General features: G+C 58.6%; 11 protein-coding genes. 3 read left to right on the forward strand and 8 right to left on the reverse strand.

The window, feature by feature from the left end:
- Positions 1–114 precede the first annotated feature (114 nt).
- The 8 genes from ACVI1L_RS24780 to ACVI1L_RS24815 form a co-directional block, all read right to left on the reverse strand.
- Positions 115–1,971 (reverse strand): hypothetical protein, encoded by a 1,857-nt coding sequence (locus ACVI1L_RS24780; protein ID WP_456784081.1) that lies wholly within the window; start codon positions 1,969–1,971, stop codon positions 115–117.
- A gap of 147 nt (positions 1,972–2,118) precedes the next feature.
- Entirely contained in the window at positions 2,119–2,760 is a 642-nt protein-coding gene (locus ACVI1L_RS24785) for a hypothetical protein (RefSeq protein ID WP_456784082.1), read from the reverse strand.
- Between the two features lie 5 nt (positions 2,761–2,765).
- Positions 2,766–3,269, reverse strand: a complete 504-nt coding sequence (locus ACVI1L_RS24790) for a hypothetical protein (RefSeq protein ID WP_456784083.1) — start codon at positions 3,267–3,269, stop codon at positions 2,766–2,768.
- Positions 3,266–3,634 carry a hypothetical protein gene (locus tag ACVI1L_RS24795; protein ID WP_253640636.1) on the reverse strand — a complete coding sequence of 123 codons (369 nt, stop codon included), beginning with the start codon at positions 3,632–3,634 and terminating at the stop codon, positions 3,266–3,268. The genes ACVI1L_RS24790 and ACVI1L_RS24795 overlap by 4 nt, the downstream gene beginning before the upstream one ends.
- Positions 3,631–6,000: a hypothetical protein gene (locus tag ACVI1L_RS24800; protein WP_456784084.1), complete on the reverse strand. Its 2,370-nt coding sequence runs from the start codon at positions 5,998–6,000 to the stop codon at positions 3,631–3,633. Before ACVI1L_RS24800 ends, ACVI1L_RS24795 begins: the two co-directional genes overlap by 4 nt.
- Positions 5,990–6,928, reverse strand: a complete 939-nt coding sequence (locus tag ACVI1L_RS24805) for a PD-(D/E)XK nuclease family protein (RefSeq protein WP_253640634.1) — start codon at positions 6,926–6,928, stop codon at positions 5,990–5,992. The genes ACVI1L_RS24800 and ACVI1L_RS24805 overlap by 11 nt, the downstream gene beginning before the upstream one ends.
- The gene (locus ACVI1L_RS24810; protein WP_456784085.1) at positions 6,928–7,434 is read right to left on the reverse strand and encodes a helix-turn-helix domain-containing protein; all 507 of its coding nucleotides are present in this window, start codon (positions 7,432–7,434) and stop codon (positions 6,928–6,930) included. Before ACVI1L_RS24810 ends, ACVI1L_RS24805 begins: the two co-directional genes overlap by 1 nt.
- An 88-nt stretch (positions 7,435–7,522) precedes the next feature.
- Positions 7,523–10,561 (reverse strand): DEAD/DEAH box helicase, encoded by a 3,039-nt coding sequence (locus ACVI1L_RS24815; RefSeq protein ID WP_253640632.1) that lies wholly within the window; start codon positions 10,559–10,561, stop codon positions 7,523–7,525.
- Between the two features lie 418 nt (positions 10,562–10,979).
- On the opposite strand from ACVI1L_RS24815, the gene ACVI1L_RS24820 reads away from it, so the two are divergent.
- The 3 genes from ACVI1L_RS24820 (at position 10,980) to ACVI1L_RS24830 (ending at position 13,277) form a co-directional block, all read left to right on the forward strand.
- Positions 10,980–11,786: a type IV toxin-antitoxin system AbiEi family antitoxin domain-containing protein gene (locus ACVI1L_RS24820; protein ID WP_253640631.1), complete on the forward strand. Its 807-nt coding sequence runs from the start codon at positions 10,980–10,982 to the stop codon at positions 11,784–11,786.
- A complete protein-coding gene (locus tag ACVI1L_RS24825) occupies positions 11,761–12,660 on the forward strand; it encodes a nucleotidyl transferase AbiEii/AbiGii toxin family protein (RefSeq protein ID WP_456784086.1) in 900 nt (299 codons plus the stop codon). Before ACVI1L_RS24820 ends, ACVI1L_RS24825 begins: the two co-directional genes overlap by 26 nt.
- Positions 12,661–12,800: 140 nt before the next feature.
- On the forward strand, positions 12,801–13,277 hold the full coding sequence (locus tag ACVI1L_RS24830) for a hypothetical protein (protein ID WP_253640629.1): 477 nt from the start codon (positions 12,801–12,803) through the stop codon (positions 13,275–13,277).
- Positions 13,278–13,460 lie beyond the last annotated feature (183 nt).

Raw genomic sequence — 13,460 nt, forward strand, 5'->3', positions numbered from 1 at the left:
CCCGGCTCGACCGCCCCGATCCGGGGCGACCACCGGCGAAGTTGACCTCTGCAGGAAGGGACTGAACTGGCGGGCATCAGTCGTTCTCGCTAGCGACCCAATACGATTCCCTGGCTACAACCGGTTACGCCAGTTTGTATCGATGTCACCGCGTATCTGTAGAGTGACATAGCCGATGACCGACGCGATCAAGCTGAAAAGTACCGTCATCATGGCTGTCCGCTGCTCCCAACTCAGCTTCTCCCACTTTGTCGGGTTCGCGCGCTGGCCATTTTTCCAAAGTGCCTTGGCGCCGCCCGCAAAACGCACCTTGGACGATTCTTCAAAACTGCCGACAAAATCGCCGAAAGCAAAATATTCGTCGATCGACCGAGCCGTGGTCGCCGAACCGTCAATATCGATGGCGGGAATATTGCCCTTGAATGCAAGAAACTCAACGTGCCCCAAATGATCATTGCTCCTTGCCTGATCGGCATTTCGGAGGAACGAGATCCATCCATTCCCTCCATCGATATGGAGGGAGCTTTTCTCCTGGCCGTAGCCCAATGTTGATCTCTCCTTGATGCTGATCATCGCGCCGAAAACGGCCTCTGCGCCCCCGACCGCGACTCGATCGCGCCTCATGGCTTCGGAAAGCTCAACCGACCGACACTTGAGTTCTCCGATTTTGCGTTGCGCTCGGGGTTTCGCGATCTCGATCACCGAGGTGTTTCCGTTGGCTTTGATGGACATCGAGCGGCTGGACGCGCCCGAGTCGGCGCCAACGGCCTTAAACAAAGGAGCGCTAAGATAGTAGCCGAGATCGCCGCCATCGCTTTTCACCGTTATTGATGAGTCCTCCGACACAAATTGCGTGGTTTTGGCTTTCTTCGAGCCAGGATCCAAATCGATAGAGAAAACGGAGATCTTTCCGATGCGAGTAATCATCTTGCCAGACGTCTTTGCCCGGTCGAGTGTACCGAACTCAACGGCGCCCTGGTCGAACGAAACATCTAGCTGGCGTATATCGCGAATCTTAATTTGATGGTCTTCTACCGAAGTCGCTTTGTTTATGGCCTCCGAGAAGCAATCCGCAAAGAACTCGATGGTTGCGTCGAAGCTAGTTAAGTCCGCGAGTCTATTCCACCCAACGACAAATTTATGGTCGTCTGCAGGGCTATTCCAACGAAGAGAACCATCTTCGATATCCCGCGGCAGGAGCTGGAATGGCCCGTCGACTGTTTGCTCCTTCGAGTTTGCACTGTCTTTTTTGTGTGCTGGGATGTCCAATCCGATCGAGCCGTTCACTGGTGCGTCGAGAACGGCATCCAACCTCACCGGTATTGGTCGATAGAAAAATTCGGTGGTGTAGTAGGCGGCGGCGCTCATGACGATTCCAAGGAGCACAGCCACGAAACCAGCTGCAAGTCCTCGGAAGAAGAGCGGTGCTCGCAGCTGAACGAAGCAAGTATTTGCCGCGATCAGGACTATGGCAAAAAGGAATGCGATGACTAGCGAGCCGAATGCATCAGCGATCACATTCTCTAGTGCGTAATCGAAGGACAGCGTGCTGTAGTGGGCTGCGAAAGCCAGGTCGGTGACAATTAATGCTAGGAAAGCAGACAATGCAGTCGCTACAAAAGTGCTCCGCGCGCCCTTTCGGTTGAACGAGAATGCGACGATGAAGGTGGAGATTAGCAGAAATTGCGGTTGAAGACCGGCCATCAGCCACTGTCGAAGACTTGGAAACCTCGCCAAACCTTCTTGATATGCGGAGCCGTAAATCGAAGGCGAGTCGCTCCGGATCAACGCGTAGAGGTAGGTCTGGATCTCTGGACCGGTACCGACGAACAGCGAAAGACCAATGACCAGACATGCTGTCGAGATCAACCAACCGGTAGCCATCGACGGATTTTGTCTTGCGCGCCGATAGACGTCGCGCAGTGTCAGATGCCAGTTATGTCGCAGCTGTCGCCAAGTGTTCTTCAGCATTCAATTTTTCTCACCAATCCGCGCTAGTGTCTCCGCGGCGCTTGGAAATGCACGCGCTGAACGATAGGCTACAGAAAATAACGGTGGCTGTGGCTTCGGGGCGTGGCCAAACGGCCGGGATGACAAAAAGCGATTGTAAAAGGAAGTTCAGGGCCTCGTGTTAAGCGAGTCCCTAAGCCCCTTGACGCGATCCGTCTCCCATTGTTGGTAATCGATGGGGGCATTCCAAAAAGTAGTCCATGCTTGATTAAGCAGCCCAATAATTGGCGCTGTAGGATTGTCAGCGGCCGGGATGACTTCGATAGCTCGAATTCCCCGATGAGCCGCGTCGACGATTTGGACAAGCAGGCCTTCTGCGTAGCATTGGCGATATTCGGCGGAGGGCCGATAGTTCATCACATGACAAAACTCCCGCCAAGCACGCTCGATCATCGCGGCATCCTTCCGATGAGCCTCAGTTTTGCGGAGCATTAGTACAAGAGCCCGCATTCGCGCATCGTCGGCTGGATGGGTAGTGCCGATGGTGAGCGGCGTTTGGAACGGGTCACTGCCCCGCTTTACGCAAAGATGATAGTGAGACCAGGCATAGGCAGGATCCGATGCGGTCAAGCCAAACAGATCGCAGAACATCTCTTCCAGCCAGCTCTTGCTCCAGCAGGTGCGCCAGAGTTGGATTTGAAAAAGACGCCCATCTTGGTTGCCGAGTCGATCAGCTGCATCCGCGTCTGCTTGGAAGTGGCGGACCATCGCAAAGGCGGCATCCGAGAATGCGGCTTCATATCCAGACAACTGCGTTAGGTCGAGGCTGCGATGAATGGGGTGTGGCATAATTCGTGGTAGATATCGGGCAAATGAAGCAGAAACCGGCTTTCGATGAGAGGCAGACAAAGGAGGTTGAAATCGGAGTAGACGTGAAAATAGTCCTGCGACGTCTGGCTGATCACCGGTGTTAGAAGTGGATACTTGATCTCATCACAGATGCCGGTGATCAAACGGTTAAGGAAATTGTCGTCGGTGCCTGCGCGATTGAGAGCGAATACACCAATACTCTCGACATCATGTACGCGCTCTACAACGCGCTTGAACGCGCGCACCCGCCGCGGCGTTTGGAGCCTGCTGTCGACTATCCGTTCCCTTCTTAGAGCGTTGAGTTCGTCGGATGCGCGGTCAAGCCTGTTGAGACAATTCTGCCGGAGGCCGTCATATTCGCGCGGGTAGCGATTTTGAATGATGTTCTTTAGCTGTCGAATGCGCTCGAGAGATTGTTGGATCGAGCCAACAAGATACTCTTCGATCATGCACGTCCTCGGAGGCGGTTAGCGACCTCGGAGCGTTCATTTTCCAGTTCTGTCGCCAATTTTTCCAGCTGTTTCTGGTCGGATGCGTCGACCTGCCCAGAGAGCAAGCGGCGCCCAAGGCGTTCGAAGTTAACGAGAGGCTCGCCAGTAGGCGATCGCAGGAGGCTGTCCAACATAAGGGCTTCGTAGGAATGCGAGGACTGTCCGTGATCCCTCGCGTCGACGAGAAGTTGCCCAAGTCGCATCTGCTCTGAGCCCGGCTTCGCTGTGCCGTCGGTTCTCATATGCTCGATGACGGTATCGATCAACGACGCAAAGAAATCGACATTTGCATAAATGCCATTCAGCAGGCTGAGGTCGCTCATGATGCATCCGCCACATCATCATCGATACCAAAGTCGACTTCGTCTTCGTTTACATCTTCTGCCTCCTCGAACAATCTGCGATCGCAGAGCTTAATCGAGATCGGAAGTCTCATTGCGCCTTCAGGTCGTCCCCATGTCAGGCAACTTAGATCGAAGACATCGGCAAGGCACAGGTCGATTGCCATCGAGCCGTGCCGGCGCTTGACATGAAGGGGCTTGGCAGTACCGGGGATAGCGAACGGCTCTCCAGTGGTGCACACGAAACCCTCAGCGTCCCCGATCCGTACAAAACTACCTACCGGAGGATTGCTTACGATCGGAGCGCCGCCGTCCCGGCCTGGCGTCACATCGAAGAGACGCATGGCGGCGGGCGCCGACTTTGCGATCTCAAGGACCGTGAGCCGCCAATCGTCCGAAATTACGCCGTCCAGCGCGAGCTTCCGGCACGCCTCCTTGAGACCCTCGACCTCGGAGTCCCAGGCTCGTCCGTCACGATGAACCACGATTTCGATCGGCGTGCTTCCTAAATTCGTTTTCTCTTTGCTTACAAGGTCGACGACGTATTGTGCTACCTGGTTTTTGAGCAGCCGCTCCTTCTGGCGGGACGGTTTGGTCAAGAAACGTATGATGCGACCCCCGCCGGCGATCAACGTGAAGGCCGATGTGCTATTCTTGACGTCGATGCCTATGACAATGTCAGCGTTCAGCTTCGAACTAAGCACGAATGGCCACTTGGCATTTGTAAGAAGGATCTTGTTCAAGACGACATTGCGGACATAGCCGCGCAAGCGCCGTTGTTCTGTGTCCTTTGCAACATATCGCAGTTCGTTGTTCCGCCGCTGCATCGTATAAGCCCGCCGGACCATATCGGTATGAATCACAGAGGCCGTCAGCTCGAATTTCTGGCCAAGTTCCTTTACGACCCACGCCGCTAGCTTGTCCGCGGAACGCGGGCGTCGATCGGCGCGATGGACCATGACCAATGCAAAGCCGGGCCGCACCTCGGCGGCCTCCATTGCTGCTCTAATGGCGCGCGACTGCCCCGCGAAGTCACGCGAACCATTGAGGTCGTCGTATACAATAACCTCCGGCTCGTACTCTCCGCCGCAGGAGTAGAGCGACTTCAATTGCGTTTTGAGATCAGAGAGAAATTGTGTGCCCGAACTGTTATGAATGCTTTTGGGAACAATGAAGTATTGTCGCGAGAGCACGGACTGCTCGAAGAAACCGGCGTTGGGATCCTCAAGGAGTTTGAGGCGGTTTTTGCTGTAGTCTCGCACGAGGGTAAGGTCGTCCCCTTGCTCGCCCAGCTTCAGCCGTCGGTTGTTACCGAACAGAAGCGTCGGCAGCGGGAAGAGCTCGGCATCAGCCGCGCCAGGCTTGTCAGCCACCTTCAACTCGGCCCCGGACACTTGGAGTGATGCGAGGAATGTCCGGACGATGCGATCGATTTGGGTGCGTCGGTCCGCAGGTTCAGCAGTCGTCTCCGATTGATGTTGCGCTCCCGAGGCCGCATGGGTGTCCTCAATCAGATAGCACAACGCTGCCGGGGCGGATTTTTGCTCTGGACCACTTGTACGGAAGTAGATCGCAGCTCCTTCAGGTGACAGGTTGGCCACTGCCGGTGGAACGGGTGTCGGCATGCTGGCGTGGAGGTACTCGATCAGGCTCACGGCCCTGCCGGAGAGTGGGATCGATCTCGCTCCCACCTTTGCATCGGACAACCCGGACAATTTGACTGAGAACCAGGTGTCTCCCATCTTGTAGAGGCAGGACCGTCCCTTTAATCGAGCGACGGCATCGCGCGTGATTGAGGTCGATAACGGTGATCGAGCGATAAGCTTGCGGCGCAGATCGACAACGATCCCATAGCCGCCGTCCGTGTGCGGCACGATGCGCACCGTGAACCCGTCATACAGATCGAGCTCGCCGAGAGATTTGGTGGGCCTTCTGAAATAGAATGGCAGACCCGATCCCGGCCGCCAGAGCCTAGGATCCCGAAGGAGGGGGGCTTCAACCGCAAACTGGAGGAAGCGCATGCGCACAGCGTCGAGCGCAGAGCCATACGGGCAGAAGGTAAGCTCGATCACTTCCATTGTGTCGCGAAGCATGGCAACTCCGCCAACGAGGAGCACCTCGCTGGGCGGTTCGCCGTAGCCTTTGGGGATAAGAGCAAACGTGACGTCATCGCGTTCATACATCGCGACCGGTGCCCTCATCAGCGAGCTCAATCGTCGGCGGATTTTCTGAAGGTTGCCGTAGTAGTCCATGCTATCGCGCCGCAAGCCGCCGACCTGGAAAAGCCGGTATTCGGCTTTGAGGGTTTCCAGGCCTTCGATCTTGAAGCTGTTCGTTTCAGTGGGCATTCACCTTCTCCCAGCAAAGAGAGCGGAATTGGCAGGCCTGACACGTCTCGGCGGAGCTAGCGGGAAGGAAATCCTCAATCTCTACATCGACGCTTTTTCGTTCATCGACGAGGCAATGCATTTCGTACGCGGACTCAACAGCATAATCCTCCGCTTCCTCAATCAGGTCGATGTCCAAAGCGTGCTCACGCACCAAGCCCGTCAAAAGTTGTACTTCCAATAGACGGATGTGCTCCGGCCGGCACTCAAAGTCCTCCGGAAAATCCTTGTGCTTGCACCGACTGAGGACGATCGCGTAGGTCGCTAGCTGCAGCCACGCGTCGTTCTCGGCAAGGGCGTGAACTTTCCAGTCGATGATGATAGGCGGCGCGCCGCGTTGGAAAGCGATCACGTCTGGCCTGGCGGAGGCGGTTACTCCGTCGATCAACGGGACGTTTAGTGGCCTCTGCGCGGCGACAAAACTCGACGTCTTCAAGGCTGTTCGGATTGCGTCCATCTCATAGAGATTTACGAGAGCTTGCTCTATCTCGTCCCAAGCATGATCGAGCTCTCCATCAGACGGCCGGGGGCCGTACTCCATCGTGTAGAGTAGGCAAAAATCGTCTCCTTCCTCTCCGACGCGGAGATTGGGATCGTTTATGGGATGTTCGAGCGCAAAGTTCAGTTGACGCTCGTAAAGCTCTCTTGCGAGAACCTTCACGCTGCTGAGCATCACTGGCGTCCCGCGATTAACCCCGGGCACGATTACTTTCGAGATGATGTCGTCGACAATCTGCCCACGCCATGCGCTCAAGGTCTGCAACTTCGATAGGAGGTGAGCGCGCCGTCGGAGCGGATCTTTTGCACGACCATTCGCAACAATGCTTTTGAAGTACCACTGCCGCTGGCATTTTCGAAAAGTGCGGCTTGCAGAGTACGACCAGCGCATCACCCTCTCCGTTTTCTGGACCGGATGAACTGCAGGTACTCGACCAAGGCGTTTTGCTCCTCTTCGGTTATCGGAATCGATCCGATACGCGCGGCGGCTTTGCTTGGCGCATCGATGTCAGAAGAATTCGGAACGGGGAATCCGGCCAGCTCCAACAGGAGCTCGTAGGGCACTTCGTACGCGACTGCGAGCTTATGTAGATTCTGGGGAGCCGGCATCTTGATCTTCCCAGTTTCCAACTGACTTAAGTAAGCGTTCGAGATGCCTGTCTCGGTTTGCACGGCACGGAGTGTCTTGCCGGTCACAGTCCGGGCGGACGCTAGAAAATCGGCCAGCCTTTTTGTAGAATCACCCATTTGCTTAGCGTGGCAATCAATGCTAAGTTTGTCAAGCAGAAATACGCTAGTTATTTCAATGTCATGGCAGGTGAATTGCTCCGCATCTCCAGAATTTACTAGAGGTTGTTCATTCTGGGCGGTGTAAACGCGGTGGCCCGTTTTAGCCATTCAGAGTCGTGCGATCGGCTCGCGACCCTGTTGTTCGGAGCTGGCTCGCGATTGAAGACACGCAACACCTGCTCAGCCCGGTTTTAGACTACGCGGCGGATGCTCTTTCCTGCGCGATCTCGCCGAGTGCCTTCGCTGGCGCTTTCCCGACGCACCGCTCCAACGTCTCGGGGCTCAAGGAAAGCGCTGCGTCGACGGTCCGTGCTCCGGCAGAGAACAGGGCGAGATACTGACCGCGAGACAAGGCAATGGGCAACCCGATCAGCTCCAATGCCTCGGCAGGAAGACCGAACTCGAGGCGGCGGAGGAGCCCGTCGAGCGCGAGCAGGAAGTCGGGCTGCGCGGGGAACAGAGCGGACAGGATCTGGTGCGCCGATCGGAGATGGAAGCGCGCGCCGTCCGCGATGCGGGCGATGTCGCCGTAATTGATGACGCCTTGGCGGAGGTTTGTTGTGTAGCGTCGCTCGATCTCGTCGACGGGAACGCCCTCGATCCAGTCGTAAAGGATGGCTGCGCGCTTGCACCGCGCAACGAATTCGAAATCGCCATCGCAGTAGCGTTGCAGGAAGTGTGCCATGTCGGCCCCGTAGCGTTGTCCGACCTGGCTGGCGCGGACGGACTCGGCGCGGCCCTTCTTCATCACCGGCGTGTAGATCGCGTCCATCTCGGCGAGCACCTGGACGATGCCCAGCACCGTGACCGGGGCGGTGCGCGAGATGTCCAGCTGACGCATCAGCTCGATTAGGCGCAGGCTCGATTCAAACGCGAGGGACGACGATCCGCAGGCGCGACCGAGCAGCGTCAGGCGGACGAGGTCGCCGTCGCGTTCGGCGAGGCCGGCCTGCAGCAGGCGGTCGACAAGCGCGGCGATGTCGCCTTCGGTCTGGCGGATCCAGTGGGGATTTGCCAGAGACGCCGAATAACCGCCGAAGGTGTTGGCGAGCAGTCCTGGGATATCCTCGGCCCGCACGCCGCGGACCTGGCTGAGCAGGCGAAGGATCCAGGTCGGCAGATCGCGCTGCTTGAACGAGGACGTGACGTCCTCGGGCCTTCCGAGGACGTACTTCTGGAACAGCTGGGCCCGTTCGACCGGTGTCTCCGCCAGGATGATGGCCTTGCCGGTCTCGTTGAAGCCGAGCCGGCCGGCGCGGCCGGCCATATTCTTGTACTCGGCGATTGTGAAGGGGCGGCCGTCCTCCCCAAGGAACTCGTTCTCCGCGAGGATAACCGTCGAGGCCGGGCTGTTGATGCCGGCGGCGAGCGTGGTGGTGGCCGCGAGGGCGTGGATCTGTCCGCCCTCCGCGCGGTATCCGCCCTGCGCGCGGTATCCGCGCTCGACGGCCTCGCGTTCAGCGCGGAGCAGATTGGTGTTGTGAAAGGCAGTGCCCCCTTGGAGGCAAAGGCGCAAGACCTGGGATGCCGCCGTCAGGTCCTGTGTCGGTAGGACGGCGAGAACGTCGGTGGCGGGGCCTAGTCCCAGCTCATTCGCCAGATAGCGCGCGCAGCCTTGTGCGGGGCCGCGCGTGTTGCGGAAGACGATGATCTTCTCGCCTTGCCCGACCAGCTGCTTGGCGAGCGGCACGATCACGTCCTGCGAGCTCGGTTTGTCGCGGCGCTGAACGATGTGGCTGGGCGGGACCAGGGTCTCCGTCTTTGTCGTTCCGTCGATGTCGACGAACTGGAAGGTGCCGCGCCGGTCGAGCACGCCCTCGATGAGCGGGACGGGACGGTCGCGCGATGTCAGCAACGGCAGGTCGAGCCATCGGTCGAAACTGTTGAGGTTACCGATCACGGCAGACAGGACAACGAGCTGAGGATCGATGCCGCGCTGGCGGGCGCGCAGCAGAAGCGCGAAAATCAATTCGACGGTGATGCCACGGCTTGGATCGGTGATGAACTGGCCTTCGTCCAGCACGACCAGACCGAGCTGATTGAGCAGACGCGGCGAGGAGAGTGCCAGATTGAGGAACATCTCATACGTGAAAAAACCAAGGTCGTACCGTCCGCTCAATACGGGACCGATGCCGTCGGAGGCATCGCCACTGCAACGGACGACGCGCAGGCCGGCAGGCGAGAAGCGAGCGCTGAAGTCCTCGAACTTCTCGTTCACCAGCGCGCGGTAGGGCAGCAGGAAGACGGCCTTCTTGCCGGCGGCGACCGCGCGGATGGCCGCGAGCTCGCCGACGAGAGTCTTGCCGCTGCTGGTCGGCGCCACGACGAGGAGCGAATTGCCGTTGAGCACGCCGAACTCGTTCACGGCCTTGAGCTGCAATGCGTTCAGGCCGCCCGGGAACGTCACTTTCCACTGGTCGACGATCTCCTGCGGCAGGCCTGCGTCGGCTAGTTCAGAGAAGGAGCCTGTGATCTGGCGCACCGGAATGGCGGGGAAAGCCGCAGCATAGTTCGCGCCGCGCGTCAGAGCCGGGAAGACCAGTCCGCCCTGCACTGTGCCGAGGAAGACGGGCGTTTGCGTCACACCGATCCGCGTCGCCTCGACGCGCGCCAAGCGGATGATCTCGCCGGCGACCTCCGGGAAGCTGATGGGAGCTCCAGCGGTGCCGCTCATCGCCTCGATAGTCGCGTACGTCAGAAGGCCGTGACCAGTGCCGGGCTGCTCCCACGCGGCTTCGGTCGGCGCGCAGGCCGCGAGGAGGATCCGGCCCTCACCGAAGATGCCTGTCAGCGCGAAGGCGCTGCGTGGCTTGGCGGCCGTCTCCAGCACTCGGGCGGGCGCATGACCGCTGAAGCAGCAATCGAGGATGCAAAGGACGATCTTGGCTTTCGTGGTTCGGAAGGCCTCGGCCAGCACGGTCATCGATAGCGCCGTGCCGGGGAGATCGGACGGTTCGGTGTCATACAAGATCAGGCTGCCGTCGGGAGAGCCATGACCAGCGAAACTCAGCACTACGATGTCGTCGGGGGTCGCGGCGCTTAAGGTACCGACGACCGCGTCCCGCACGTCGGAAAGCGTCGCCTGTTCATCGACAAGGAGGCGTGCCGCGAGACCGGGTACGGAATCCGTAAACAGCGCCCATAGGGCGGTGGCATCGCGCTTCGCTCCGCCAAGCTCCGGCACCTTCGGACTCTGATGCCGGTCGATGCCGACGAAGACAGCCTTCAACGCCATCCTTGCCCTCCTGGGCCAAGTGGCGAGATTCTCTCGCCGAAATGGTTCGCCCGCCTAGAAGGGCGCGTGCGGGGGAAATAGGGCACAGCCAACGGGTTGCAAGGATGGAACAGGACGCATCCACTGACATATTGCGGTTCTCACCTCGCCAGGCGACCGGCAACCGTCCATCAAGTTTCAGGGACCGCCGGATCCCTTGGGACCCGCCAATCTCGCGATCTGGTAGTTGGCCGTGCTTGTTGCGTTCGCGGGACAGCGCTGGAAATGCTAATTGTATGCAATCCGTTTACATAAAGTGGCGAAAATCGTCCGTTTCCATACGCAAAATGCGAAGTCCCAGTACTGTTTGGAACTAATTTTGCGATCCGTTGTTGAAAAACGATGAAAAACGTATATTTTCATACATGGATCGCAAAACATGAAGCTCAAGGCATTTATAGAATCGATGCTTGCGAAAGGGCGCCTTTCGTTTGACCGGGACGAGGTCGTCACCGCGCTCGGCGTGGCTCCGGATGCGGTGCTCGCGGCGGCACGGCGGGCGCAATCCGCCGGCATCCTGCTGCACCCCCGCCGGGGCTTCTTCGTGATCGTCCCGCCACAGGCCCGGGTGTTCGGCGCACCGCCGGTCAACCAGATCATCGATCCACTGATGAAGTTCGAGGGCGCCCGCTACTACGTTGGGCTGCTTAAGGCCGCCGAGCTGCATGGCGCCGCGCATCAGGCGGTGATGGAATTCCAGGTCGTCTGCGACAAGCGCCTTCCCGAGATCGAGATCGGTCGATCCGTCATCCGGTCGTTCTTCCGGAAGGAATGGCCCGATGCCGGGCTGATCGAGATCAGGACGACGGATACAGGGACGTACCTCGTCTCCGGAGCAACCCTGACGGCTTTCGATCTATGTCGGTATCCGGCCGCGGCCGGAACGCTAGATGCGGCGGCGACCGTGATCGCCGAACTCGCCGAGCAGATGAACGAGAAGCAGATCGACACCGCGCTCGCAAACGTTGAGCGTCCGGTGGCGCAACGTCTTGGATACATTCTCGATCACGTCGGACAGCCGCACCTGGCCGAGCGTATTCTGCACGCGATGAAGTCGGACTTCAGACTGAGCGATTTTGATCCTCCCGGCAGCGATCCGGAGCAGGTGCAGATCGACAGACGATGGAAGCTAAAAATCCACAAGCCGCTGGAGACCGACTATGATTCCGAAGGCCCACATCCTTGAATGGGCGGCCAAGACGCCTTGGCCCGAGGAGCGGCAGGTCGAGCAGGATCTGATTATCTGCCGAGCGCTCGTCGCGATCTTTTCCGATGACTTCCTTCGCCCGCGGCTGGCATTCCGCGGCGGCACGGCCCTCAACAAGCTCTTCTTCAGCGGCGCCTACCGCTACTCGGAGGATATCGATCTGGTGCAGACGACGGCGGAGCCGATAGGTCCGACGATCGACGCGCTGCGCAGCGTGCTGGACGGGTGGCTGGGTCGTGGCTCCTACCAGCCCAAGATGCATTCGCCCAAGATGATCTACAAGGTTGCCGCGAACGACGGCGGGAGCATCCGTCTTAAGGTTGAGATCAACACCCGCGAACACGCGTCCTACTTCGATCACGCCGACAAGCCGTTCGCGATCGAGAGCGCATGGTTTTCGGGCAAGGCAGATATCCGGACGTTTCTGATCGACGAGATACTCTCGACCAAACTGCGTGCGCTGCTTCAGCGAGACAAGGGCAGGGACGTGTTCGACATCGGTCATGCCCTCGAGAACTTCGATGGGATGGACCCTGAAGCCGTAGTGAAGGGGCTGACGCATTACCTCGGCATGTCGGGCACGATGATCTATCGCTCGGCCGCCGAGGAGCGTCTGTTCGCTAAGGTGCGGACGATGACGATGCTCGATGACATGCGCGCACTCGTCCCGGCCTCTCAGCGGCATCTCATCACGGAGGAGGCGGGCAAGAAGGCCATTTGCAGCGTCCTCAACGCGCTGGTTCCGCACCTGCCGGGAAAGTCTTGGGTAAAGTCGCTCGAAGTGATCAAGGAGCTCGGACTCGAGCCGCTGTTGAAGCAGGGTTCGCGTGGGCACCTGTGGAAGCCGAGCTAGTCGATACCTGGCGAGCGAACGCGGTCTGGTTTTGAAGGCGAACGATGTCAAATCCGTGGGACCCATTTCCGCTGCCTCGCCGAGGCGATAACTCCGCGAGCACCACTCACGAATGGTTCGGTAGAGCAATTGGGCAATGGGTGCATGTCGAGTTTCAGCTGGCCCTGCTGTTCTCCGTCTGCCTCGGCCGTCCACGACATGCTGAAATGGTCAGGGAATTCGGGACCGGGGTGACCTTCAGGAAACGGCTTGATCGTCTGCGGTCCGCAGCGACTGCTTTCTTCTCGGCGAGGAATCTTGCGGAGCTAGAAGCCGAATTTCGGGCAATCTGCGTCGCGGCCGAAGGCTTCGCCAAGCGACGGAACGAGGTCGCGCACTCCGTGGTGTTTCCGAGCATTTTCCTCCCTTCATTCATCGAGGATCGGCTCGGAGGCTTCGACGGGAGATGGGCTCTGGCGCCGCCGTACTATTCGCTCAAGGACTTCGATGCTCAGGGGTATCCAAAGTTCGCGTACACCTCCCGCGAACTGAATACGCTGGTAGTTCGACTTGCCGAGTTCAAGATGAAGATCGAGGCTTTGGAAATCGCGTTGATTGGAGCTGTCCGCAACCCTTGAACAGATTGGATTGCCATCGTTTGGGCACCTAGGAACGCTTTCTCTTCGGTAACATCACCATCGAAAGAGACTTCCGGGAACAAGGGTGTCAATCGGCACGCAAGTTGCTATCCAAATTGCTCGGATACAGTGAGATCATCACCTCATTGACTCCTGCGCGCGCATGTCACCGGCAGGGAATGG

Source organism: Bradyrhizobium sp. USDA 4516 (genome assembly GCF_054055915.1).